This is a genomic window from Pseudomonas sp. L7, from assembly GCF_046605565.1.
Taxonomy (GTDB): domain Bacteria; phylum Pseudomonadota; class Gammaproteobacteria; order Pseudomonadales; family Pseudomonadaceae; genus Aquipseudomonas; species Aquipseudomonas wayambapalatensis.
In genome coordinates this window covers 74,557-99,191 of the sequence record NZ_CP176784.1, presented here as the reverse complement: position 1 = coordinate 99,191, position 24,635 = coordinate 74,557, and the positions used below count along the sequence as shown (strand labels likewise).

23 protein-coding genes are annotated in these 24,635 nt (G+C 63.6%); 7 read left to right on the top strand and 16 right to left on the bottom strand.

Annotation, left to right across the window (positions count from 1 at the left end; translation table 11 throughout):
• The first annotated feature begins 3 nt into the window (after positions 1–3).
• Both ACK3BK_RS00485 and ACK3BK_RS00480 read left to right on the top strand, forming a co-directional pair.
• Positions 4–942, top strand: coding sequence for an MlaD family protein (locus ACK3BK_RS00485; RefSeq protein WP_186669926.1), 939 nt, complete (start codon positions 4–6; stop codon positions 940–942).
• Positions 939–1,565 carry an ABC-type transport auxiliary lipoprotein family protein gene (locus ACK3BK_RS00480; RefSeq protein ID WP_411383560.1) on the top strand — a complete coding sequence of 209 codons (627 nt, stop codon included), beginning with the start codon at positions 939–941 and terminating at the stop codon, positions 1,563–1,565. The genes ACK3BK_RS00485 and ACK3BK_RS00480 overlap by 4 nt, the downstream gene beginning before the upstream one ends.
• On the opposite strand, the gene ACK3BK_RS00475 is transcribed toward ACK3BK_RS00480, so the two are convergent.
• The 6 genes from ACK3BK_RS00475 to ACK3BK_RS00450 all read right to left on the bottom strand — a co-directional run bounded on the left by ACK3BK_RS00475 (position 1,547) and on the right by ACK3BK_RS00450 (position 7,129).
• On the bottom strand, positions 1,547–2,776 hold the full coding sequence (locus ACK3BK_RS00475; RefSeq protein ID WP_411383559.1) for a nucleoside recognition domain-containing protein: 1,230 nt from the start codon (positions 2,774–2,776) through the stop codon (positions 1,547–1,549). The genes ACK3BK_RS00480 and ACK3BK_RS00475 overlap by 19 nt on opposite strands.
• Before the next feature lie 315 nt (positions 2,777–3,091).
• On the bottom strand, positions 3,092–4,429 hold the full coding sequence (gene gltP / locus ACK3BK_RS00470) for a glutamate/aspartate:proton symporter GltP (protein ID WP_186669929.1): 1,338 nt from the start codon (positions 4,427–4,429) through the stop codon (positions 3,092–3,094).
• A gap of 738 nt (positions 4,430–5,167) precedes the next feature.
• On the bottom strand, positions 5,168–5,638 hold the full coding sequence (locus ACK3BK_RS00465; protein WP_411383558.1) for an inhibitor of vertebrate lysozyme family protein: 471 nt from the start codon (positions 5,636–5,638) through the stop codon (positions 5,168–5,170).
• A 5-nt stretch (positions 5,639–5,643) separates the two neighbouring features.
• Positions 5,644–5,805, bottom strand: coding sequence for a DUF1328 domain-containing protein (locus ACK3BK_RS00460; RefSeq protein ID WP_003252966.1), 162 nt, complete (start codon positions 5,803–5,805; stop codon positions 5,644–5,646).
• Between the two features lie 41 nt (positions 5,806–5,846).
• A complete protein-coding gene (locus tag ACK3BK_RS00455; RefSeq protein ID WP_186669933.1) occupies positions 5,847–6,131 on the bottom strand; it encodes a hypothetical protein in 285 nt (94 codons plus the stop codon).
• Between the two features lie 176 nt (positions 6,132–6,307).
• On the bottom strand, positions 6,308–7,129 hold the full coding sequence (locus tag ACK3BK_RS00450) for a BON domain-containing protein (RefSeq protein ID WP_186709811.1): 822 nt from the start codon (positions 7,127–7,129) through the stop codon (positions 6,308–6,310).
• Positions 7,130–7,340: 211 nt separating this feature from the next.
• On the opposite strand from ACK3BK_RS00450, the gene algB reads away from it, so the two are divergent.
• Together algB and ACK3BK_RS00440 are read left to right on the top strand one after the other, a co-directional pair.
• Positions 7,341–8,687: a sigma-54-dependent response regulator transcription factor AlgB gene (algB, locus tag ACK3BK_RS00445; RefSeq protein ID WP_411383557.1), complete on the top strand. Its 1,347-nt coding sequence runs from the start codon at positions 7,341–7,343 to the stop codon at positions 8,685–8,687.
• Positions 8,684–10,462, top strand: a complete 1,779-nt coding sequence (locus ACK3BK_RS00440) for a KinB sensor domain-containing domain (RefSeq protein ID WP_186669938.1) — start codon at positions 8,684–8,686, stop codon at positions 10,460–10,462. The genes algB and ACK3BK_RS00440 overlap by 4 nt, the downstream gene beginning before the upstream one ends.
• A 9-nt stretch (positions 10,463–10,471) precedes the next feature.
• On the opposite strand, the gene ACK3BK_RS00435 is transcribed toward ACK3BK_RS00440, so the two are convergent.
• The 8 genes from ACK3BK_RS00435 to ACK3BK_RS00400 form a co-directional block, all read right to left on the bottom strand.
• A complete protein-coding gene (locus ACK3BK_RS00435; RefSeq protein WP_288377654.1) occupies positions 10,472–12,091 on the bottom strand; it encodes an EAL domain-containing protein in 1,620 nt (539 codons plus the stop codon).
• Positions 12,092–12,166: 75 nt separating this feature from the next.
• Positions 12,167–12,943: an N-acetylmuramoyl-L-alanine amidase gene (locus ACK3BK_RS00430; protein ID WP_411383556.1), complete on the bottom strand. Its 777-nt coding sequence runs from the start codon at positions 12,941–12,943 to the stop codon at positions 12,167–12,169.
• A gap of 83 nt (positions 12,944–13,026) precedes the next feature.
• The gene (locus tag ACK3BK_RS00425; protein ID WP_411383555.1) at positions 13,027–13,422 is read right to left on the bottom strand and encodes a hypothetical protein; all 396 of its coding nucleotides are present in this window, start codon (positions 13,420–13,422) and stop codon (positions 13,027–13,029) included.
• A 95-nt stretch (positions 13,423–13,517) separates the two neighbouring features.
• Positions 13,518–15,527: a diguanylate cyclase gene (locus ACK3BK_RS00420; protein WP_411383554.1), complete on the bottom strand. Its 2,010-nt coding sequence runs from the start codon at positions 15,525–15,527 to the stop codon at positions 13,518–13,520.
• 79 nt (positions 15,528–15,606) lie between these two features.
• Positions 15,607–16,461, bottom strand: a complete 855-nt coding sequence (locus ACK3BK_RS00415; protein WP_186721078.1) for an endonuclease/exonuclease/phosphatase family protein — start codon at positions 16,459–16,461, stop codon at positions 15,607–15,609.
• 11 nt (positions 16,462–16,472) lie between these two features.
• Positions 16,473–17,105: a thiol:disulfide interchange protein DsbA gene (gene dsbA / locus ACK3BK_RS00410; protein WP_186669943.1), complete on the bottom strand. Its 633-nt coding sequence runs from the start codon at positions 17,103–17,105 to the stop codon at positions 16,473–16,475.
• Between the two features lie 167 nt (positions 17,106–17,272).
• A complete protein-coding gene (locus ACK3BK_RS00405; protein WP_054893351.1) occupies positions 17,273–17,890 on the bottom strand; it encodes a c-type cytochrome in 618 nt (205 codons plus the stop codon).
• 31 nt (positions 17,891–17,921) lie between these two features.
• The gene (locus ACK3BK_RS00400) at positions 17,922–18,224 is read right to left on the bottom strand and encodes a c-type cytochrome (protein ID WP_411383553.1); all 303 of its coding nucleotides are present in this window, start codon (positions 18,222–18,224) and stop codon (positions 17,922–17,924) included.
• Positions 18,225–18,405: 181 nt separating this feature from the next.
• Between ACK3BK_RS00400 and yihA the strand changes: the two genes are divergently transcribed.
• Positions 18,406–19,038: a ribosome biogenesis GTP-binding protein YihA/YsxC gene (gene yihA, locus ACK3BK_RS00395; protein WP_411383552.1), complete on the top strand. Its 633-nt coding sequence runs from the start codon at positions 18,406–18,408 to the stop codon at positions 19,036–19,038.
• Between the two features lie 360 nt (positions 19,039–19,398).
• Here the strand turns inward: yihA and polA are convergent, their stop codons facing one another.
• Complete coding sequence (gene polA / locus ACK3BK_RS00390) at positions 19,399–22,146, bottom strand: DNA polymerase I (protein ID WP_411383551.1); 2,748 nt, start codon at positions 22,144–22,146, stop codon at positions 19,399–19,401.
• A 75-nt stretch (positions 22,147–22,221) separates the two neighbouring features.
• Between polA and ACK3BK_RS00385 the strand changes: the two genes are divergently transcribed.
• Together ACK3BK_RS00385 and ACK3BK_RS00380 are read left to right on the top strand one after the other, a co-directional pair.
• Entirely contained in the window at positions 22,222–22,509 is a 288-nt protein-coding gene (locus tag ACK3BK_RS00385; RefSeq protein WP_063542000.1) for a DUF2782 domain-containing protein, read from the top strand.
• Between the two features lie 72 nt (positions 22,510–22,581).
• Positions 22,582–23,532 carry a homoserine kinase gene (locus ACK3BK_RS00380; protein ID WP_186669947.1) on the top strand — a complete coding sequence of 317 codons (951 nt, stop codon included), beginning with the start codon at positions 22,582–22,584 and terminating at the stop codon, positions 23,530–23,532.
• Between the two features lie 138 nt (positions 23,533–23,670).
• Here the strand turns inward: ACK3BK_RS00380 and ACK3BK_RS00375 are convergent, their stop codons facing one another.
• A complete protein-coding gene (locus ACK3BK_RS00375) occupies positions 23,671–24,624 on the bottom strand; it encodes a zinc ABC transporter substrate-binding protein (protein WP_189657700.1) in 954 nt (317 codons plus the stop codon).
• Positions 24,625–24,635: the final 11 nt, after the last annotated feature.

Genomic DNA, 24,635 nt, shown 5'->3' with positions numbered 1-24,635 from the left:
ACGATGGAAACCCGAGCTCATCATGTCCTCATCGGCCTGGTCACCGTGCTGGTGGTGGCTGGCGCCATGCTGTTCGGCCTGTGGCTGACCAAGTCCAGCGTCGACGACGCCTTCAAAGATTATGAAGTGGTGTTCAACGAGGCCGTTTCGGGCCTGTCCCGGGGCAGCGCGGTGCAGTACAACGGCATCAAGGTCGGCGATGTCAGCACCTTGCGCCTCGACCCGCAGGACCCGCGCCGGGTGCTGGCGCGCATCCGCCTGAGCGCCGACACACCGGTCAAGGAAGACACCCAGGCCAAGCTCACGCTCGCCGGGGTTACCGGCAACTCGTTCATCCAGCTCAGCGGTGGCACGCCGCAGAGCCCGTCGCTCAAGGGCAAGAACGGGCAGTTGCCGGTGATCGTCGCCTCGCCGTCGCCCATCTCACGCCTGCTCAACGACAGCAGCGACCTGGTGACCAACATCAACCTGCTACTGCACAACGCCAACCAGATGTTCTCGGAGAACAACATCGAGCGCCTGAGCAACACCCTGGCCAACCTCGAACAGACCACCGGTGCCTTCGCCAGCCAGAAGGGCGGCATCGCCCAGGCCATCGAGCAACTCGGCCAGGTCGGCAAGCAGGCCAGCGCCACCCTGGCCGAAACCCAGGCCCTGATGCGCAACGCCAATGGCCTGCTCGGCAGCGAAGGCAAGCAAGCCTTCGGCAGCGCGGAGCAGGCCATGCAGTCGCTGGCACAGAGCACCGCGACCATCAACGACTTGCTCAAGAACAACCGGGAAGCGCTCGACGACGGCGCCCAGGGCCTGAACCAACTGGCCCCGGCGATCCGCGAGCTGCGCGAAACCCTCAATGCCCTCAAGGGCATCTCTCGGCGCCTGGAGGCCGACCCCAGCGGCTACCTGCTGGGCCGCGACCCAAACAAGGAGTTCCAGCCATGAGGCCGTCCCTTCGCCTGCTCGTCGCAGGCAGCCTGCTGAGCCTGGCCAGCGCCTGCTCGATCCTGCCCCAGGCGGAGCCCATCGATACCTATCGCCTGCCGGTTAACCAGCAGAGCCACCCGGCGACACCGGTGGACTGGTCGCTGCGCCTGAACAAGCCGCTGGCCAGCGAGGTCCTGGCCGGGCCGCGCATTGCCGTGATTGCGCAAGGCGACGTGATCAGCAGCTACAAGGGCGCGCGCTGGAGCGATCCGGTGCCACTGCTGGTGCGCAATCGCCTGCTCGATGCCTTCCAGCGTGACGGCCGGGTCCAGCGCCTGAGCGCCGATGACAGCAACCTGCAGGCTGACTACGAGCTGGTGGGCGAGCTGCAAGCGTTTCAGAGCGAATACCGCGAAGACGGGGTGCAGGTACTGATCCGCTACGACGCGCGGCTGGTGCAAGGGCGCAGCCAGCGCATCCTCGCCAGCCAACGCTTCGAGGTGCACCAGCCACTGGCCGACAAGCAGGTGCCGGCAGTGGTCAGTGGCTTCGGCGCGGCCAGTGACCAACTCGCGCGCCAGGTGGTGGACTGGACGGTCGCCCAGGCCTCACGGATGCAGGCTCAGGCGAAGAACCAGTAGCAGACGAAGATCGCCGCGATCACCCCGGACAGCTCGGCCAGCAGCGCGCAGCCCACCGCGTGGCGCACGCGCTGGATGCCCACGGCGCCGAAGTACACCGCCAGCACGTAGAAGGTGGTTTCGGTACTGCCCTGAATGGTGGCGGCCACTAGCGCAGGGAAGCTGTCGACACCGTGGGTCTGCATGGTCTCGATCAGCATCGCCCGCGCCGCACTGCCGGAGAACGGCTTGACCAGCGCCGTGGGCAGGCCTTCGACGAAGCGGCTGTCCACGCCCATCCACTCGACCGCATGGCGGATGCCCCCCAGCGCCAGCTCCAGCGCCCCGGAGGCGCGCAGCACACCCACCGCGACCAGCATCGCGACCAGATAGGGCAACAGGCTCTTGGCGACGTCGAAGCCCTCTTTGGCGCCTTCGACGAAGGCCTCGTAGACCTTCACCTTGCGCAGCGCACCGATCACCAGGAACAGCATGATCACGCCGAACAGCGTCAGGTTGCCGAGGATCGACGACAGGCTCGCCAGCGCAGCCGCCGACAGCGTGCCCAGAAACGCCATGAAGCCGCCCAGCAGCAGGGCGCCAGGGATGAAATAGGCCAGCACCACCGGATCCCACAGGCGCAGGCGCTGCATCACGGCGACCGACAGCAGGCCGACCAGGGTCGAGACGCTGGTCGCCAGCAGGATGGGCAGGAACACCAGCGTCGGGTCGGGGGCACCTTGCTGGGTGCGGTACATGAAGATGGTGACTGGCAGCAGGGTCAGCGACGAGGCGTTGAGCACCAGGAACAGGATCTGCGCGTTACTCGCCGTGGTGCTGCTGGGGTTGAGCTCCTGCAGCGCGCGCATGGCCTTCAGGCCGATGGGCGTGGCGGCGTTGTCCAGGCCCAGGCCGTTGGCAGCGAAGTTCATGGTGATCAGCCCCAGGGCAGGGTGGCCGGGCGGCACTTCCGGCATCAGGCGTGCGAACAGCGGGCCGAGGACCTTGGCCAGCCATTCGACGATGCCGGCCTTTTCGGCAATCTTGAGAAAGCCCAGCCACAGGGTGAGGGTGCCGAACAGCAGGACCATGACCTCGACCGACAGCTTGGCCATGGCAAAGATGCTTTCGACCATCGCAGCGAAAATGCCAGCATTGCCGCCGACCAGCCACTGGGCCAGGGCGGAGATGGCCGCCACCACGAAAAAGCCGAGCCAGAGGCCGTTGAGCATCTGAAGTCCCCCTGAAAAATGCTCGAATGATAGCGCATAAGGCGCTCTGAATCCGACCCGCTCCCTGTGGGAGCAACTGTCTTGTTCAAAATCTAAAGGCCAGCCCAATCTCCCTGTGGGAGCGGCCTTGTGCCGCGATCGGGCGCGAAGCGGCCCTAAACCAGGCACCGAGATGCTCCAGGAAGATCACGGCCGCCTGACTTGCGGCCGCTTCGCGCCCGATCGCGGCACAAGGCCGCTCCTACAGGGGATCGTGTCGGACTCCAGAATGCAAAAAGCCCCGACGGGTCGGGGCTCTTGCATGCAGCTCAAGGCTTACTGGTTGACGGTCTTGCCCGCCACCACGGCTTCTTTCTTCTTGCCGTTGGCCTGGAGCAGCGAGTTGTAGTACGCCTCGCCCTTGGCGCTGTCGTACATGCCTTGCCACTTGGCGATCACCACCGCGGCCAGGGCGTTACCCACTACGTTCAGCGCGGTACGGGCCATGTCCATGATGCGGTCGACACCGGCGATGAAGGCCAGGCCTTCCAGTGGAATGCCCACGCTGCCCAGGGTCGCCAGCAGCACCACGAAGGAAACGCCCGGCACGCCGGCGATACCCTTGGAGGTGACCATCAGGGTCAGCACCAGCAGCAGTTGCTGGCTGATCGACAGGTCGATGCCGTACAGCTGGGCGATGAAGATCGCAGCGATGCTCTGGTACAGGGTCGAACCGTCGAGGTTGAACGAGTAACCGGTCGGCACCACGAAGGAGCAGATCGACTTCGGCGCACCGTACTTCTCCATCTTCTCGATGACGCGTGGCAGCACGGTTTCGGAGCTGGAGGTCGAGTAGGCGAGGATCAGCTCGTCCTTCATGATGCGCATGATCTTGATGATCGAGAAGCCGAACACGCGCGCCACCAGGCCCAGCACCATGAAGGCGAAGAAGGCGATGGCGAAGTACACCAGCAGCACCAGCTTGGCCAACGGCAGCAGGGAGGCGAAACCGAAGTTGGCGACGGTCGCGGCGATCAGGGCGAATACGCCGATCGGGGCGTAGTTCATGATCATGTGGGTGACCTTGAACATGGTCTCCGACACGCCCTGGAAGGTACGCACCAGCGGCTCGCGCAGGTCGGCGTTGAGGCTGGAGAGGCCCATGCCGAACATGACCGAGAAGAAGATGATCGGCAGCATCTCGCCACGCATCAACGCTGCGAAGATGTTCGACGGGATCAGGTTGAGCAGGGTCTCGATGAACGCATGCTCATGCTGTACCTCGGCAGCCGTGGCCTGGTACTTGGAGATGTCGACGGTGCCCAGGGTGCTCATGTCGATGCCGGCACCTGGGTGGAACACATTGGCCAGTACCAGACCGACGACGATGGCGATGGTGGTCACCACTTCGAAGTAGATGATGGTCTTCAGGCCGATGCTGCCCAGTTTCTTCGCGTCGCCAACCCCGGCGATGCCCACGATCAGCGACGAAATCACGATCGGGACGACGATCATCTTGATCAGGCGAATGAAGATGTCGCCGGCGGGCTGGAGGACGTTGCTGATCCACCATGCCTTTTCTGCACTGAAATGATTCAGTAGCGCGCCGACTGCAACGCCCAGGACAAGACCGATCACAATCTGCCAGGCGAGGCTCAGTTTTGCCTTCTTCATGTCGTTACCTTTGTTGTAGTGGTCATGGCCGACAGGTCGGAAAAGCGCATCCCAGAGCCGTTGGCAACGTCACGGGCAGCGATTGGCTTCCGTCCGGCGACCCTGTTCTCAGGTCACCGCCAGCGAGCGAACGAGCGCTCGGGCCAGCGAAAAAGGCGGCAACTATTGCGACGTGGACAGGGCCAGTCTAATGCCGGAAACGACTACCCCATGCCGAATCGGCATAAGAAAAGACCGCAAATCGGCCAATTCAGCGGCCATAAAATCGATTCGTTCGGTTTTCCGAACAAGGCCAAACCGCCATTTTTAGGCAGAAACGACAGGATCCGTTCGAGGGTAGAGGAGGGTTGTTCGACAATCCGAATGGAACAAAAAGCACTGTGCGCACCGCACAATCGAGGGGAAAAAAATTCGATATACGGTTACGACAAAATGTGTCTTGAAGGGGAAATCGTACAAGTGCGCCCGAAAAGGCAAATCTGCGTGTGGACGCTTCGGAAGCCAGATCAGGCCGTCATGTCTTTTCCGACACCGCTGATCTGGATCTTCCGACGCTGTCTCTCCTGACCCGGCCCTCGTCGGAGGTACTCCCTGTACCCCTAGGCCACTCCGATCCTGAAGCGATCAGAACAGCCCGGCCCCCTGGTCATGTGCTGCCTCTCCTCGAGGCGGCGCATCATGGACGCCGCAACGGTAAGTACGTTCAGCGACCATATGATTACAATGCGCGACCGTTGGTCAGTACCAGTTCGGGTCGCGCTTGAGCTGCTCCTTCAGCAGCGCCTTCATGCCGTCGTCCGGCTTGCCCAGCCAGCGGTAATCCGCATGGCGGGTCGGCGACTTGTCCGAGGGCAAGCCTTCGGGAACCTCCACGAGCATCCCGTAGGCTTCATCCTTGTCCCAGCTGAAGGCCACGATCAGGCGCTTGTAGGTGCAGTTGTGGTCCGACTCGCAGAGAGGGCCGACCAGATACTTGTCGCCGTCCTCGGTCACAGCCGACATCTGCTGCGCCGAGCTGCCGCTGAGGTTGATCACCCACTCGGGCAGGCGTTCTTCATTCTTTATGGTCTTCTGCCAAGTCTCTCGGTATTCCGGATCCGAACCCAGCAACTGGTTGGCCCGCACCTGGCCGTCATTGGCTGCCATCGCCGCAGAGCCACCGCCCAGAAGCAGGGCGGTGACCAGGGCCTTGCAGAGCATCCTGCTCATGGGCGTCAACCTCTACCGCGTCCGAAGAAGAAGGAAGCGACGAACAGGACCAGGAAGACGATGAACAGAATCTTCGCGATACCGGTTGCGGCGCCGGCGATACCACCGAAGCCCAGTACCGCGGCGACAATGGCGATGATCAGGAATGTGATGGCCCAACTCAGCATGATGACTCTCCTTTCTTTTCGGGATAGGGTCGGCGTGGCACCTAGAACACCCAGCGTTCCTGAGGAACGATGCTTTCCAGGGTGGCTGGCGAAGCCTTGGCCGAAGGCAGCGGCTGGGCGGCCTTGACCAGCGTGGTGGCATGAGCCGTCTTCAATTGCGTCAACAGCGCGGTCTGCGCCGCCACCTGATCGGCCAGGCGGGCGGTCTGCCAGCTGTGGTAGAACAGCCCGGCGGCAAGGGTCACGACCAACGCCATCGCGAGGTACAGAAACTGATGCAAGGGCAGTACTGCATCCTGCGAGCGGTTGACGGATTGGCGATTCATGCCGGCTCCTCCTGCTGTCTTTGTTATCCAAACCTTGAGGAGGTTATTGCAGCCTGCATGCCAGCTTTTAAGATGGATAAAAATCCTTATTAATCAACAAGTTATCCAAATTAAACGAAAAAGGTGAGGACGTATCCTGCACGATGCCTCTCGTCGACCCGTGCGTTTTGCACGATTCACCCTTCCACCTTGCTCGCCACCTTCAACAGATCGGCATCCACGCCGCGTACCCCGAGGATCTGCCCGGCAATCTGCACGGCAATGGTCTTCTGCTCCTGGCTGACCACTTCGCCAGACAGCCGCACCAGGCCTTCCTGGCTCGCCACCTTGATGTTCGGCCCGTCGAGATTGCGGCTATAGCGCAAGCTGCTTTGCACCTTGTCGATGATCCAGGCATCGCTGGGCTGCGGCCCTGTCGGCGCAGTCGGCGGGTTTTCACGGGCCTGGGCCATGGCTGCGGAATCCAGGCTGATCAGGTTGTTGACCAGGTACACACCCTCGCTGGTACGGGCGATGACGCCGGCCAGCTCCTTGGCCTCGACGTTGTCGACGCGACCGCGCATGGTCACCACGCCGTCGCGGCTCTCGACCTCGATCGGCGCCTTTTGCGTTATACGGCTCCAGAGCAGGCGCGCGCGGATGATCGCGGTCAGGGTGGCGTCCTCCAGGCGCTGGGCGTAGGCACGTCGCTCAAGCGGCTGCTCCGCCAGCTCGGCATTGACCTGCAGACGGTTGTCCACCCGCTCGATGCCGCGAGTGGCCAAGGCGACACGCTCGGCCAGGTCGCGCTCGACGGGGTTTTCCACCTCGCCGCTGAGGCGCGCCTGCTGGCCCTCCACCTGCACCTCGATGCGGAACGGATTGAGCACCTTGTTGAGGGAAACCGCAGTCTGCACGGCCCCCTCCAGTCGCGCATCCTGCAACGGGTCGGCGACAGCAGGGCCGATTACCAGCAGCAGGCCGGCAGCCAGGGCGCAATGACGCATGAACAAAGGCATGGCACTTCTCCTTTTCGTAACAAATCCAGGCACTTTCGCAACCTGCGTGCCAGCGTTCTCGAGTGCCTGAAACTCTATTTATTTCAATCTGTTAGCCAACAAACAGGGCAACAGCTAGCATGCATAGGGCGGAATCCTTCAGAATCGACCATGCAACTTGCCCGATTTTTCCGACACTAACTGAGATCAATCCCAAAGGAGCGCAGGAAAAATGGAGTCAGCCCAGGACAACCAAGGCCGCATTCTGCTGGTGGACGACGAGTCCGCGATCCTGCGCACCTTCCGTTACTGCCTCGAAGACGAGGGCTACAGCGTCGCCACCGCCAACAGCGCCGCTCAGGCAGAGACCCTGTTGCAACGCCAGGTGTTCGATCTGTGCTTCCTCGACCTGCGCCTGGGAGAAGACAACGGCCTCGATGTGCTGGCACAGATGCGCATCCAGGCGCCCTGGATGCGCGTGGTGATCGTCACCGCGCACTCGGCGATCGACACCGCGGTGGATGCCATCCAGGCCGGCGCCGCCGACTATCTGGTCAAACCCTGCAGCCCCGACCAGTTGCGCCTGGCCACCGCCAAGCAACTGGAGGTGCGCCAGCTGTCGGCGCGCCTGGAAGCGCTGGAAGGTGAAGTGCGCAAGCCCAAGGACGGCCTCGACTCGCACAGCCCGCAAATGATGGCGGTGCTGGAAACCGCGCGGCAGGTGGCGACCACCGATGCCAATATCCTCATCCTGGGGGAGTCCGGCACCGGCAAGGGCGAGCTGGCCCGCGCCATTCACGGCTGGAGCAAGCGCGCGCGCAAGGCCTGCGTGACCATCAACTGCCCCTCGCTGAACGCCGAGCTGATGGAAAGCGAGCTGTTTGGTCATACCCGCGGGGCCTTCACCGGCGCCAGCGAGAGCACGCTCGGGCGGGTCAGCCAGGCAGACGGCGGCACGCTGTTCCTCGACGAAATCGGTGATTTCCCACTGACCTTGCAGCCCAAACTGCTGCGCTTCATCCAGGACAAGGAATACGAAAGGGTCGGCGATCCGGTCACCCGTCGGGCCGACGTTCGCATCCTTGCCGCGACCAACCTCAACCTTGAGGAGATGGTGCGCGAAAGCCGCTTCCGTGAAGACTTGCTGTACCGCCTCAACGTCATCACCCTGCACCTGCCGCCACTGCGCGAGCGTAGCGAGGACATCCTCACGCTCGCCGATCGCTTCCTCGCCCGCTTCGTGAAGGAGTATTCGCGCCCGGCGCGCGGGTTCAGCGAGGAGGCCCGGGCGGCCCTGCTCAACTACCGCTGGCCGGGCAACATCCGCGAACTGCGCAACGTGGTGGAGCGCGCCAGCATCATCTGCCCGCAGGAACGCGTGGAAATCAGCCATCTGGGGATGGGCGAGCAGCCCACCGGCAACGCCCCGAAGGTTGGCGCAGCGTTGAGCCTCGATGAGCTGGAGCGCGCCCACATCGGTGCCGTCCTGGCGGCCAGCGATACCCTCGACCAGGCCGCCAAGACCCTCGGTATCGATGCCTCCACCCTGTACCGCAAGCGCAAGCAGTACAAACTGTGAAGTGGCCCATGAAGCTGCGCACGCGGCTGTTTCTCAGCATCTCGGCACTGGTGACGGTCGCACTGCTGGGCTTGCTGCTGGGGCTGGTCAGCGTGCTGCAGATGGCTGCGGTGCAGCAGAGGCTGGTGCGCGACACCACCCATACCCTGGAAGTCGGGCTCAAGCTGCGGCAGAACCTGGGTGAGCAGTTGAACCTGATACTCGATGCAGATACCGATCCGAAAAGCCTGGTGAACCTGCAGGAAAACTTCCAGGCGCTACTGGTATCGGGCCTAGAGCAGGGCGGTGAACGTACCGGGTTCAGCAAGGCCAGCAGCAACTACCAGGCCTTCCTCCAGGCCTATCGCGACAGCCCCTCTCCGTCGCGCAGCATGGGCGTCGACGACCCCTTGGGCGCTGCGTTCAACCAGGTTCGTACCGACCTGATCGACTCGCACAAGCAGGCGTTGGAGCACATTTCCCGCAGCGAGGAACATGCCCGCGACCATGCCTTGCTAGTCAGTGGTGCATTGGGCCTGATGGGCCTTGCGGTGGTGGTGCTGGGCTTCATCACCGCGCATAACATCGCCCGTCGCTTCGGCCAGCCGATCGAGGCCCTGGCCAAGGCAGCCGATCAGGTTGGCCAGGGCAACTTCGACGTTACCCTGCCTGTGACCCAAGCCACCGAACTCAACCAATTGACCCGCCGTTTCGGCCTCATGGCCGACGCCCTGCGCAAGCACCAGGCCACCAATATCGACGAACTGCTGGCCGGCCAGCAGCGCCTGCAGGCCGTGCTCGACAGCATCGACGACGGCCTGCTGATCATCGATCGCCAAGGCCGCCTGGAGCACCTCAACCCCGTGGCTCAACGGCAGTTGGGCTGGGATGCCTCCCGGCTCGGCAGTAGCCTGGCCGAAGCCCTGAGCCGTCCGGAGCTGGAGCAACAGATGCGCCAGGTGCTGCGCGGCGGCAGCCTGGACCGGCCACCGGATGACCTGAGCATCGAGGTGGACGAAGAGACCCGCCTGCTGACCTTCAGCCTGACGCCCGTCAGCCATCCGCAGGGGCCGATTCTCGGCGCGGTGATGGTGTTGCATGACGTGACCGAACAGCGTGCCTTCGAGCGCGTACGCAGCGAGTTCGTCCTGCGTGCCTCCCATGAACTGCGCACGCCTGTCACCGGCATGCACATGGCCTTCGGCCTGCTGCGCGAACGGATCACCTTCCCGCCCGAAGCGCGGGAAAACGATCTGCTCGACACCATCGGCGAAGAAATGCAGCGTCTGACCCAACTGATCAACGACCTGCTCAATTTCTCTCGCTACCAGAGCGGGCTGCAGAAACTGGAACTGGCGCCCTGCACACTCGATGACTTGCTGGAGCGGGCCCAGGCACGCTTCGCCGAATCGGCGGCGCACAAGCAGATCGAACTGGTCAGCGAGCTGGAGCTTCCGCTGCCGCACATTCAGGTCGACCTTGCGCAGATCGACCGGGTGCTGGACAACCTGCTGCACAACGCCATCCGCCACACCGCCAGCGGCGGGCACATTCGCCTGCACGCACGGCGGCATGCCGAGCGGGTGATTATCAGCGTCGAGGACGACGGCGAAGGCATCGCCTATGGCCAGCAGGGGCGGATCTTCGAGCCGTTCGTGCAGGTCGGGCGCAAGAAAGGTGGCGCAGGGCTGGGCCTGGCCTTGTGCAAGGAAATCGTGCAACTGCATGGCGGGCGCATGGGCGTGTTCTCGCGGCCGGGGCAGGGGACGCAGTTCTACATGGCACTGCCGGTGTGAGGCGCCTGCTCAAGGCTCATCATCGAGCCGCCGCCCGCCCATCCGCCGTCCTCGGGTGATCAGCTCAGCGAACTGTCGGGCGTTGAGCGGATGGGCGAACAGCCAACCCTGCCCATAGTTGACTCCTTCGCTGTTGAGCAACACGGCCTGGTCCTCGCACTCGATCCCCTCGGCGATCACCCGCAGGTGCAGGTCATGGGCCATGCGGATGATGTGCGGGGCAACGCCGCTGCTGGCGGCGTCGTGGCCCAGGGCGTCGATGAACGCCTTGTCTATCTTCAGGCAATCGACCGGCAGGGTCTGCAGGTAAGCGAGGCTGCAGTAACCGGTGCCGAAGTCATCGATCAGTACCTGATGCCCGACCGAGCGCAGCGCCTGCAGGTTGTCGCGAGCCACCACCACATCGATCAGGCCGCGCTCGGTCACTTCGAACGCGATCTGCGTTGCAGACACCCGATGATGGGCCAGCAAGCGCGCTGCGACCCGGCCGATACGCGGCACCATCACATCGCACGCCGCCAGGTTCACCGAGATGTACAGGTGCCGATTGGCCCGCAGCAGCTGGCCCAGTTGCTCCAGTACTCGCTGCAGGACGAAATCGGTGATCTGGCGGATCTGCCCGGTGTTCTCGGCAAGCGGGATGAACAACTCCGGGCTGGTCAGGCTGCCATCCGGTCGCCGCCAGCGCACCAGTGCTTCGGCGCCGACACAGCGGCGACTGTCCAGCTCGAAGATCGGCTGGTAGAGCACCTGCAACTCGCCACGGCGCAGCGCCTGCTGCAACTCCGAGCTCATCGAGCGACGCTGCAGGATCAGTTGCAGCACCAGCCAACCGATGCAGCAGGCGAGCAGCAGGCTGCCGGGGAACAGCAACCAGAGCATGCCGTTGAGCTTCAGCGGCAGGCTTGCACGAGGGGCGATGAGGACGAGTTGGTAGTCCGGCGACTTGGTCGGCATCCGGTAGACGAGGCGGTCGCTGAGCTCGATCAGCGCCTTGCGCGACGGCGGCGGCCAGTCCGGCGCCGGTGGCCAGGGCTGGGGAGGGCCCAGCACCGGGATCGCCCGACTGCCGCGGTCGAGCACCACCAGCAGGCTGCCACCGGGCGGGAGATCGACCACGTCGGTCAGGTGGCCACGTGAGGTGGACACCAGGAAGTGGCCACGCCCCAGCATCAACGCAGCGAGATTTTCGTTCGGCTCGGTGGTGGTGTTCAGCCAGTAGCTGTAGGTGGGCCCTTGGATATCGGGGGCGCGCATGGGCCGCATGACCTGCTCTGCGCCTCGGCTGGAACAGGCGATGTCACCGTCGACATAGGCCGCCTCATAGACAAAGCGGTAGCTCAGGCCCACCTGACGCAGCGCAGACAACATCGCTGGATCACAGCCGCGTATCGGCAGCGTCTGCAACTGGTCGACCCCCTCGCGCAATTGCCCGAACACTTGCTCGAGGCGCTCGAGGAAGCGCTCGCCGCGGGCATTCATCTGCGCGCTTTCGCTCTGTTTCATCTGCTGCAGAGTGACACCGAAGCTGGCGGCCAGCAGCAGCGCAGCACTGGCCAATGCGACCAGGGAGGCCAACAGCCAGGGGCGGTAGAAAATTTGGCGCACAGAAGCGATGAACGAAGACATGCGCGGCATCCAGTTGAATACCAAAGGTATAGCAACTGGATGAACAGTTGGCGCGGCGCGATGGGCGGTCCTGAATCACCGCATGCTGTTGAGCACCTGCAGTATCGCCGCGGTCTGTGCGTCTGGCAGGCCGTCGAAGCGCTGCGCACGGAAGTGCATCTGGAAAGCGGCGATGACATGGCGGGTCGAGACATCCAGCTCGCCGGTCTGCTCGATGGCATAGCCGAAACGGGCCAGTTGTTGCTGGTACCAGAGCGGGCTCGGTGGATTGGCCTCGAAATACACCTGCTGGCGCGCCACGGAGGCGGCGTTCGGCCAGATCCCCAGGCCTGCGTCAGCCAGGCGCTTCCAGGGGAACAGCGGCCCCGGGTCGAGCTTGCGCAAAGGCGCGATGTCGCTGTGGCCAATGATGTTGCGCGGCTGGATGTTGTTGCGCTGGACGATATCCTTGACCAGGGCGATCACTGCCTCGATCTGCGCCTCGCTGTAGGGGTGCCAGACACGCCCGCTCGGGGTATCGGTATAGCCTGGATTGACGATCTCGATACCGATCGAGCTCGAGTTGAGCCAGGTGCGGCCCTGCCACTGGCTGTCGCCGGCGTGCCAGGAGCGGCGGTTTTCATCCACCAGTTGGTAGACCGTGGCATTGCCGTCGCCAACTAGGTAATGGCTGCTGACCTCACCTTGAGTCAGCAGCGCCAGCGAGCGCTCCAACGAAGCGTTGGTGTAGTGCAGGACGACGAACTGGATGCGGCTGTCCTGGTTCGCCGAGGTGTGGCTGCGGTCGATGCGCAGACCGCTGGAGCAGCCGGCGAGCATGATGAGGAGAAGGGCGGTAGCGAGCGTTTTCATCGGATGGAGGCACGTCATGTGTCGGTATAAGCGCTACAGTATAACGTGCTATCGCCGATTACCCATTCCCCAACGCTGCCCACTCAGCGGACGCACATCACCTGGAACGCCAACGAGTTGTCACCGCTCGGCCCCATGAGGTCCACCAGTTGCGTCATGACATTGACCTGCGCAGCGACAGGTTTCCCGATGACCTTGGCCTGCCCATGCAGTTGCCGGTCGAAGCTGCTTGCGTCGATCGCCGACACTGAGCAGAAATCAGGGTCTTGCTGGATGATGCGTGGGTTGAGCACCAGCTTGTACTGCACGTAGTAATTATCCAGCGCCGCTTTCTCGACCTTCGAGATCCATTCGGACGACTGGCGCAGTACCTTGCCGTCAGCGCCAACATCGGCAGTATGAATCACATCCTTGGCCATGGCGCCTGCCTGCAAGGACAGCCCCGCCACCAGCGCGAGGCTCAATCTTGTCAGTTTCATCGAGTGCTCCTCCGTACGTTCGGTCTGTGTGCACTGGCTATCCAGCAGTGCACGGACAGTGTCGAACGCCACAGGGGTGGGGTAGCGGTACTTATCTATCCCTGCTCGACGCGATTGCGCCCCTGATCCTTGGCGCGGTACAGCGCTTCGTCCGCGCGCTTGAGCACCTGGTCGCCACGTTCGCCGGAACGGAAGGCACTGACGCCGATGGACGTGGTGATCACCACGCGCTCCCCCTTGAAGTGGAACGGGCAGGCCTCGATCGCCGCACGCATCGTCTCGGCGACCTGCAGCGCTACAGGGGGTGATGTCTGGGGCAGCAGCAGGACGAACTCCTCGCCACCAAAGCGGGCAATGAAGTCGCGCCCGCGCAAGCGCTTGCGCAATTGGTCGGCAACGATCTTCAGCACCTTGTCGCCGGCCAGATGGCCATAGCCGTCGTTGATGCGTTTGAAATGATCGAGGTCGAGGATGGCCATGGCCAGGTGGCCGCCGTTCTCCTGCCAGTCGGCAAGCTCGCGCTCGACCCGTTCGCTCCAGGCGGCGCGGTTGGGCAGACCGGTCAGCGGATCGACCAGTGCTTTCTGGCGCTGTTCTTCCAGATGCTCACGGTAGCCAAGCGCCTCCTGCTCCATGCTCGCCACTCGCTCGGCCAGGCCCTGCAGGCGTCCGGCCAGTTCCTGCTCACGGCGGTCACGCTCGTGCTGGTGCTCATCCATGGTGACCAGCAGGCCCTCGAGCCGGTTGTCCAGCAGGTGCTTGAGGCTGTCGATGTCTACTGCGCCCTGGACGCTGCTCTGCAGGCCATCGACCTGTTCGCGCAGCTGGCTGTCCAGCTCGCGGGCGGCGGTGCTGTTGTCGGCGTGTCCCTCGCTGGCCTCCTGCAGATGGCTCTGGAAGGTCTCCAGGCGCTCGTTGATCTGCTGCAGGTAGGCTTCGAATTCATGCTGGCCGCTGTCGTTGATTGCCAGCATCAACACCGCAAGGTCGTCCAGCACCGGGATCAGCTCATACCAGTTCAGACCGCGCGCCACCCGCTCGCGCATATCCAGGGCCTGGGCCTTGTGGCGCTCAGGCAGGCTGAGGTCATCGAGCAAACCGATGAGGGTTTCCTCGATGTGCGCGGCAACCTGACTGTAGGGCGGCTCCACGGCATCCGGCAGGTCGTAGGGGCCGTCCTCGGCAAGCGGCTCGTCCTCCAGCGGCTCGGGGGTGTCGGCGTCTTCCTGTGGCGAGCCGTCGGCGACAGGCTGCGGTTCGACTGGCTCAGGCTCGGCGGCAGCTTCAACAGGTGCGGGGTGGGTAAGGTCGGCTTGCTCGGGGGCCTCGGCGACGGGCTCCACCTGCTCGACAGACGGGGGGACTTCCGGCGCGGGCAGCGCAACTTCCGGGGCCGGCTCGGGTGCCGGCTGCGCCGCAGGCAGAGGCTGCAGCTCGTCGGCGTCGAGCAAGCGGGGCGGGGCCGGCGGTTGCGCCTCGGGCATATGGACGGGCGGAGCTTCGGTCACCGCCTCGACGTGCACCGCAGCGCGCGGCAATGCTGGCACCTGCTCCGGCTCTGGTGCGACCTGAGAGCCGTCTTCACGACCGCCGAACAGCCGCTGCAACAAGCCCGGACGCGCCTCTTCGGTCACCTTGCGCAGCGACGACAACGCTCGCCCTTGCAGCCCGCTGAGCTCACCCAGTAGCGGCGGCAGCTCACGCGACTGGCTGACGCCACCGTCGAGTTTCTTGGCCAGCTTCTTCAGGGGGCGGGAAACATCGCCAGGCAGTTCCAACCCTTGCAGTTGGGTGACCAGCGAGGTCAGCGCATCGCTGACCTGGTTCATGCGCGTTTCGCGACGCTGTTCAGACTCCAGCACCGCCTTTTCCAGGCGTGGAATGAGCCCGGCAAGCCCCGCGTCCATGCTGTCGCTGCGGATGACCTCGCGCATTTCCTTCATGCACTGGTCGACGACCTTGTCGCTACCCTCGGCGGCCAGCGTGCTGCGGACCAGGCCACGGCGCAGCAGGTCGAGGCGGGCTTCCCAACGGCGCTCGAGTTTCTCCTGCCGTTCGATGCTTTTTAGATATTTTTCTTTCCAGCGCTCGGCTTCGTCGGTCATGCCTGGATCCGCAACGGTAATGGCATCAGGGAGTATGTGAATACTGGATTTCGGCGCGAAGCGCGAACTCTTGAGTGTGTCAGCGCACGACCGGCAGGGTATCCACAGTCAGGGCATCCGGCAATCGGATCTCGACCGCGACAGGCAGGTGGTCGGAAATTGGCTGCGACAGCACTTCGACCCGTTCAAGCGTCAGGCTCGGGCTGAGCAGGATGTGATCCAGGCAGCGTTGCGGGCGCCAGCTGGGGAAGGTCGCCTCGACCTGTGGGGCGATCAGGCCGAGGTCGCGCAGGGGCGAGCGCTCGAGCAGGTCGTTGGCGTGGGTGTTCATGTCGCCCATGAGGATCTGGTGGCGGTAGCCGCCGATCAGCTCACGGACATACCCCAGTTGCAGGGCGCGGGTCTTGGCGCCCAGCGCCAGGTGCATCATCACCACGATCAGCGCGTTCTCGCCTTCGCCAAAGCGCACCAGGATCGCCCCGCGACCGGACGGACCGGGCAGGGGGTGGTCTTCAAGGTGCTGGGGCTTGAGCCGGCTGAGCACGCCGTTGCTGTGCTGGGCGAAACGCCCGAGATTGCGGTTGAGCTGCTGGTACCAGTAAGGGAAGGCGCCGAGCTGGGCCAGGTGCTCGACCTGGTTGACGTAGCCCGAGCGCAGGCTGCCGCCGTCGGCTTCCTGCAGGGCAACCAGGTCGAAGTCACCGAGCAGGTCGCCGATCTTCTGCAGGTTGCCGGCCCGCCCGGTATGCGGCAGCAGGTGCTGCCAGCTGCGGGTCAGGTAGTGGCGGTAGCGCTCGGTGCTGATGCCGACCTGGATATTGAAGCTGAGCAGCCGCAGGCGACCATCCTCCGGCAGGCCTGGGGCCTGCAGATGATGTTCGTTGACCCGCGGCTGGTGCAGGCCAACACTTCGCGTGGTACGCAAGCGGGCCATGGCTGCGCCGCTTACTTAGCGGCACGCTCCTTGGCGATCAGTTGGTCGGCGACGTTCAGGACGCCTTCCGGCCCGCCAGCGGTACCCAGGTCGAAGCGGTACTTGCCGTTGACCACCATGCTCGGCACGCCGGTGATTTCGTACTTCTTCGCCAGTTCCTTGGCCTGGTTGACCTGGCCCTTGATGGCGAACGAGTTGAAGGTGGCGAGGAACTTGTCCTTGTCCACGCCTTGGGTGGCGAGGAAGTCGGCCATGTCGTTCGGGTCGGTCAGGCGCTTGCGCTGGTTCTGGATGGCATCGAAGACTGCGGCGTGGACCTTGTGCTCGACGCCCATGGCTTCGAGGGTCAGGAACATCTGGCCGTGGGCATCCCAAGGGCCGCCGAACATGGCCGGGACGCGCTTGAAGTTGACGTCTGCCGGCAGCTTGTCGACCCAGGGGTTGATGGTGGGTTCGAAGTGGTAGCAGTGCGGGCAGCCGTACCAGAACAGCTCGACGACTTCGATCTTGCCTGGCTGCGAGACCGGGACCGGGTTGCTCAGCTCGATATATTCCTTGCCGGCCACAGGCTCTGCGGCCTGTACCGCGGCCATACCGAATACGCTGGCGGCGACCAGCGCAGCGCTGAGAATCAGTTTACGCATGCTTTACTCCTGAGCAGTCAGTGGTCGCCTCGACACGACCTATGCTGTGACAGGCCATGAAGGGCTCGAGTTCTGTAGTGTAACGGCTGGGACCATAAAAAAGGGCGGCCTGCGCCACCCTTTTCATGTTTAGCGATGTTGCATTAACCGAGTGTTAACGCCCGGCCTCAGTGCAGCCCCTGGATATAGCTGGCCAACGCCTCGATATCCTTGTTGCTCAGCTTGCCGGCGATGGTGCGCATGGTCATGGCATCGCCATCGTTGGTGCGGTTGCCTTCACGGAAGTCGGTGAGCTGCTTGCTGACATACTGCGAGTGCTGGCCGCTCAGGTGAGGGAAGCCGGCCAGGGCGATGCCTGCGCCATTGGGCGAGTGGCAACCGGTACAGGCCGGCATGCCTTTTTCGAGATCACCGCCGTTGAACAGCGCACGGCCTCGTTCGACCAGCTTGGGATCTGCCGCGCCGACACTGCCTTTCTGGCTGGCGAAGTAGGCGGCGATATCGGCCAGGTCCTGGTCATTGAAGGCCGCCAGCATGCCGGTCATCTCCAGCACCGTGCGCTTGCCCGACTTGATGTCGTGCAGTTGCTTCTCAAGGTAGCGCTGGCCCTGGCCGGCCAGTTTCGGGAAGTTCGGCGCCAGGCTGTTGCCGTCGGGGTTATGGCAGGCACCACAGACCGCAGTCTTCGCCTGGCCGGCAGCGGCATCGCCTTTGATGGGGTCGGCAGCAGTGGCCGCACCTGCGACACCCATGGTCAACAGCAGACTCACGAATAGTTTGTTCATCAGCTAATCCAACACGGCTAAGGGTGAAATGTTATGTATCGGGACTGCCGCTCATCCAAAGGATGACCAATCGGTAGTCCTCGGCACTGCAGTCCATGCACAATCCACGCGGCGGCATAGCCTTGAAACCCTGGGTAACATGCGCCACCAGTACATCCAGACCTCGCGCCAGCCTCGGTTCCCAGGCCGCCACATCGCCCTTCCTGGGGGCCTGTGGCAGCTGACCGGCGTGACAGGCCGCACATGTGCGGTTGTACAACGCCTCGGGATCCTGTGTAGCCTGTGCGCTGAAAAACGGCTGGAACATACCGACCGCCAGCAGCCATTTCGCCATGCGGAACGACCTGACAGGGTTGGGGGCCGCGCTGCGTTCTGATGCGCGAGCTAGTGATCGACACCCCATGCTCGTTCTCCTTCGCTGGGAGAATGAGCACACAAAAACTGGGGCATTATATACTTCCGCCCTCCAAACGGAAACGCGGCCTGGATCAGGCAACACCCACATCGGATATCCCATGCAAGTCAAGAACCCCATCCTCGGCCTCTGCCAGAAAGCCAAATTCGCCCTCAGCGCTGCCAAGGTCGAACAATGCCCGGAAGACCAGGGCTACGAGGTGGCTTTCGCCGGCCGCTCCAACGCCGGTAAATCCAGCGCCCTCAATACCCTGACCCATGCCAGCCTGGCGCGTACCTCCAAGACCCCGGGGCGCACCCAGCTGTTGAATTTCTTCAGTCTGGACGATGAACGGCGTTTGGTCGACCTGCCAGGTTACGGTTATGCGAAAGTGCCGATTCCGCTCAAGCAGCACTGGCAGAAACACCTGGAGGCCTACCTGGGCGGGCGCGAATGCCTGCGGGGCGTGATCCTGCTGATGGACGTGCGCCACCCGATGACCGACTTCGACAAGATGATGCTCGACTGGGCCAAGGCCAGCGGCATGCCCATGCACATCCTGCTGACCAAGGCTGACAAGCTCACTCACGGCGCGGGCAAGAACACCCTGCTCAAGGTGCAGTCGGAAATTCGCAAGGGCTGGGGCGACGCGGCGTCCATCCAGCTGTTCTCGGCACCCAAGCGCCAGGGGCTGGAAGAGGCCTATCGAATCTTGGCGGATTGGATGGAGCTGGAAGACAAGCCGGTGGCTTGAAGATCCACCTGCAATCTGTGGCGGCGGGCTGGTCCGCTGCCACAGGCTTCTCCAGCAGCGATGAGGCAAATTCCGGGCAAAAAAAACCCCGGACTTCATATGGGGAGGGGGAAGTTCGGGGTCCAAGTCCGGACCGCTAGGGCGGGGTCCAGATATCTGCCAACACTTAACACAACATAGGAGCATCGAAAGGCTTCACCAGCCATTCAGTTACTCTGAGTCCCGGTTCACCGGTTTAGTTCCGAAGCCTTGAAAACTATTTGCGATAGTTTCATGAATCCTCAGAACCGGGGGGCGAGGAGCCGACCCTGCGGATCTGCGGCACTACGACGCAGATCCTACTCCTCTTCGCCGTACCGTTTAGTGAGCTTCGTCCCAATTCGAGCCTACGCCGACTTCGACCAGCAGCGGAACATCGAGCTGCGCGGCGTTGCTCATGTAGGGGCGAATTTCGGCCTTCACCTGTTCGACCAGGTCTTCACGCACCTCCAGCACCAGTTCATCGTGCACCTGGAGAATCACTCGGGCATCCAGGCCACTGTCGCTCAGCCAGTTGTCCACCGCGACCATGGCGCGCTTGACGATGTCGGCCGCCGTACCCTGCATCGGCGCGTTGATCGCGGTACGCTCGGCACCTTTGCGCAGGGCCGGGTTCTTGGCATTGATGTCCGGCAGGTACAGGCGCCGCCCGAACAAGGTTTCGACGAAGCCCTGCTCGGCGGCCTGGGTGCGGGTGCGCTCCATGTAGGCCAGCACGCCGGGATAGCGCGCGAAGTAGCGGTCGATGTAGTCCTGCGACTGCTTGCGATCCACGCCGATCTGCTTGGCCAGGCCGAAGGCGCTCATGCCGTAGATCAAGCCGAAGTTGATGGCCTTGGCGCTGCGACGCTGGTCGTTGGTGACTGCATCCAGCGCCACGCCGAATACTTCTGCGGCCGTCGCGCGGTGCACATCAAGGTCATTGCGGAAGGCGTGCAGCAGGCCTTCATCCTTGGCCAGGTGGGCCATGATGCGCAGCTCGATCTGCGAGTAGTCCGCGGCCAGCAGCTTGTAGCCGGGGCTGGCAACGAAGGCCTGGCGGATGCGTCGGCCTTCGGGAGTGCGTACCGGAATGTTCTGCAGGTTCGGATCGCTGGACGACAAGCGCCCGGTGGCGGCCACCGCCTGCTGGTAGGAGGTGTGGATACGCCCGGTACGCGGGTTGATCTGGTCCGGCAGCTTGTCGGTATAGGTGCTCTTGAGCTTGCTCAGGGAGCGGTACTCCATCAGCACCGTCGGCAGCGGATAGCCTTCGGCGGCCAGGTCCGCGAGCACGGCTTCGGCCGTGGAAGCCTGGCCCTTGGCAGTCTTGCTCAGTACCGGCATGCCCAGCTTATCGTAGAGGATCACCCCCAGTTGCTTGGGTGAACCCAGGTTGAATTCTTCGCCCGCCAGCTCGAACGCCCGACGCTCGAGCTCCGCCATCTTCACGCCCAGCTCACCGCTCTGCACCTTGAGCAGCTCCGCGTCGACCAACGCGCCCTGGCGCTCGATCCTGGCCAGCACCGGCACCAGCGGCATCTCGATGTCCATCAGCACCGGCTGCACGCTGGGCGTTTTCGCCAGGCGCGCCTGCAGTGCGTGGTGCAAGCGCAGGGTGATGTCGGCATCTTCGGCGGCGTACGGGCCAGCCTTGTCCAGATGGATCTGGTTGAAGGTCAGCTGCTTGGCGCCCTTGCCAGCGATATCCTCGAAGGCGATGGTGCTGTGGTCGAGGTACTTCTGCGCCAGGCTGTCCATGTCGTGACGCGTGGCGGTGGAGTCGAGCACATAGGATTCGAGCATGGTGTCATAGGCCACGCCACGCATCTGGATCGGCAGCGAAGCGTTGGCCAGGATGTTGATGTCGTACTTGGCGTTCTGCCCGACCTTGGCCTTGGCCGGGTCTTCCAGCAACGGCTTGAGCGCCTTCAGCACCGCGTCGCGGTCCAGCTGCGTCGGAGCACCTTCGTAGTCGTGGGCCAGCGGCACATAGGCCGCTTCATAGGGTTCGACCGCGAACGACAGGCCGACCAGCTCGGCGCGCTGGGCATCCAGGCCGGTGGTCTCGGTGTCGAAGGCGAACAGCGGCGCCTGGCGCAGCTTCTCGAGCCAGGCATCGAAACGCGCCTGGTCGAGGATGGTTTCGTATTTCGCCTCGACCTGAGCCGCAGGCTCCTCGATCGGAGCAATGGTGTCACCCTCCCGGGCGGCGTCGCGCTGCACCTCGGCGACCCAGCTCTTGAACTCCATTTCGGTGTACAGCGCCAGCAATGCTTCGCGGTCCGGCTCGCCGCACACCAGGGCATCGACCTCGACATCCAGCTCGACATCGACCTTGATGGTCGCCAGCTCATACGACAGGAACGCCGCGTCGCGGTGCTCCTCGAGCTTGGCCGGCAGGGTCTTGGCGCCGCGAATGGCCAGGCCCGGCACCTTGTCGAGGTTCTCGTACAGGTCACGCAGGCCGCCACCGATACCGGTCAACAGGCCCACGGCGGTCTTCTCGCCGACTCCCGGAACACCCGGGATGTTATCGACCTTGTCGCCCATCAGGGCCAGAAAGTCGATGATGTGCTCGGGACCGACGCCGAACTTTTCGTGCACGCCAGCCACGTCGAGCACCGTGCCGGTCATGGTGTTGACCAGGGTGATGTGGCCGTCTACCAGTTGCGCCATGTCCTTGTCGCCGGTCGAGATGATGACCGGACGCCCGGCTGCCGCACTGCTGCGGGCCAGGGTGCCGATCACGTCGTCGGCCTCGACGCCTTCGACGCACAGCAGCGGGTAGCCCAGGGCCCTGACGCTGGCGTGCAGCGGCTCGACCTGCACGCGCAGATCGTCGGGCATGCTCGGGCGGTTGGCCTTGTACTCGGCGAACATGGCATCGCGGAAAGTGCCGCCCTTGGCGTCGAAGACCACCGCGAACAGGCTGTCCGGGTATTGCTTGCGCAGGCTCTTGAGCATGTTCAGCACGCCCTTGACCGCACCGGTGGGCATGCCCTTGGACGTGGTCAGCGGCGGCAGGGCGTGAAAGGCGCGGTAGAGGTAGGACGAACCGTCCACCAGGACGAGGGGCGCTTGGCTCATGAGGAGAATCAACCTTTTCGACGGGTCCGGAGCTAGAATAGCCGGATCAGTGACGACAAAAGGACTTAGGTTATCATGCGTACACCCATTCGCCTGTTACTGCTCAGCCTGCTGGCCACCATGCCGGTCGTTACGCTGGCGGCGGACGACGCCCCATCGGCAGATCCCGATGTGACCATTCGCACGGAAGGCGACAGAACCATCCAGGAGTACCGTCAGAACGGTTTCCTGTATGCGATCAAGATCACGCCGAAAAACGGCAAGCCTTATTTCCTGGTACGCGCCGATGGCTCCGATGGCAATTTCATTCGATCCGACCAGCCGGACATGCTGATTCCGTCCTGGAAGATCTTCGAATGGTAAGGTAGTAACGCGTATCGTTCTTATCAACCAGGCACTTCCTCCTGGAAGTGCCCGTATGGGCAACTTTTCAACATGTCAGTCTTCACCCCTGTGTCCCGGCCTGAGCTGGAAACCTTTCTGGCGCCATACGAGCTGGGCCGTCTGCTCGACTTCCAGGGCATTGCCGCCGGAACCGAAAACAGCAATTTCTTCGTAAGCCTGGAAAAAGGGGAATTCGTACTGACGCTGATCGAGCGTGGGCCGGCCGAAGACATGCCGTTCTTCATCGAACTGCTCGACGTGCTGCATGACGCCGACATGCCCGTCCCCTACGCGGTGCGCGATCGCGACGGCAATGGTCTGCGCGAACTGTGCGGCAAGCCGGCACTGCTGCAGCCGCGGCTGTCGGGCAAGCACGTCAAGGCGCCGAACAACCAGCACTGCGCCCAGGTCGGCGAGTTGCTGGCGCATATCCACCTGGCGACCCGTGAGCGCATCATCGAGCGCCGCACCGACCGCGGCCTGGACTGGATGCTGGCGTCCGGCGCCGAGCTGCTGGCCGGGCTCGACGCCAGCCAGGTGGCGCTGCTGCAACCGGCGCTGGACGAGATCAACGTGCACAAGGCGCAGATCCTCGCCCTGCCACGGGCCAACCTGCACGCCGACCTGTTCCGCGACAACGTGATGTTCGAAGGCACCCACCTGACCGGTCTGATCGACTTCTACAACGCCTGTTCCGGGCCGATGCTGTACGACATCGCCATCACCGTGAATGACTGGTGCCTGAACGAAGCGGGCGGCATCGACCTGCCGCGCGCCCAGGCACTGTTGGGCGCTTACGCCGCGCTGCGGCCGTTCACCGCCGCCGAGGCCGAGCTGTGGCAGGTGATGCTGCGGGTGGGTTGCGTGCGTTTCTGGCTGTCGCGGTTGATTGCGGCGCGGGACTTTGCCGGCATGGACGTGACGATCCATGATCCGAGCGAGTTCGAGGTGCGCTTGGTGCAGCGCCAGCAGGTGGCGTTGAAGTTGCCGTTCGCGCTGTAAGCGCGGCGGCCCTATCGCGGGGCAAGTCGAATCGTCGCACCGCCGCTCCCACAGACACAGCGCTGACCCCAGAATCAGCGCCTTGCCTGTGGGCGGTGCGACGATTCGTCTTGCCCCGCGATAGGGCCGGGTCAGCCGCTAGAGATGCTCCAGGCAACCGGTCAGATCATTCCCCAGCTTCTCCAGCAAGCGCTCGTAGCCCTTGCCATCCACCGTATCGGTCCCACCCAGCGCATCCAGTTCCGCCAAGGTCACCGGCAGCCCGGCCACCAGCGTTTCGGCGAGGCGCGGACGGATCGGCGGTTCACTGAACACACAGGTCGGACCAACTTCCTGCAGGCGCTTGCGCATCGCCGCGACATGCTGCGCGCCCGGCTGCACCTCGGCGGCGACGCTGAACACGCCGGTATGGCGCAACCCGTACTCTGCCTCGAAGTAGTCGAAGGCTTCGTGGAACACGAAGTAGGGCTTGCCGGCAATGCCGGCCACGCGGGCCTTGATCCGCTGATCGAGCGCATCCAGGCGCTCGCCGAAGGCCTTCTGGTTGGCCTGGTAGCGCGCCGCATTGGCCGGATCCGCCGCCGCCAGGTCACTGGCCATTTTTGCCGCGATCACCCGAGCATTGACCGATGACAGCCACAGGTGCGCATCGAGCGACCCCGGGCGGTGATCATGATCGTGGTCGTCGTGGTCTTCTTCATGCGAGTGGCTGTCTTCGCCGAAACGGCGCAGCTTCATGCCAGGCAACGCCTGCACCGCGACAGTCGGCTTGCTCCGGCTGCCCAGCACGCGCGGCAGGAAGCTCTCCATGTCCGGGCCGATCCAGTACAGCAGGTCGGCGTCGCCCACCTTCCGTACGTCGGACGGGCGCAGGGCGTAGTTGTGCGGCGAGGCGCCGGGCGGCAGCAACACGTCGGGGCTGCCGACACCGTCCTGAACCGCGGCAGCGATCTGCTGCAGGGGCTTGATGCTGGTCAGCACACGCACGTCGGCGTGGGCCGAGAAAGTGATGAAAGCGACAAAGAGAGCAAGGAATCGGGACACGGTGGATACTCGGCTCGTCAGAAACAGGTAACATAATAACGTCTCCATCGATAACCGTC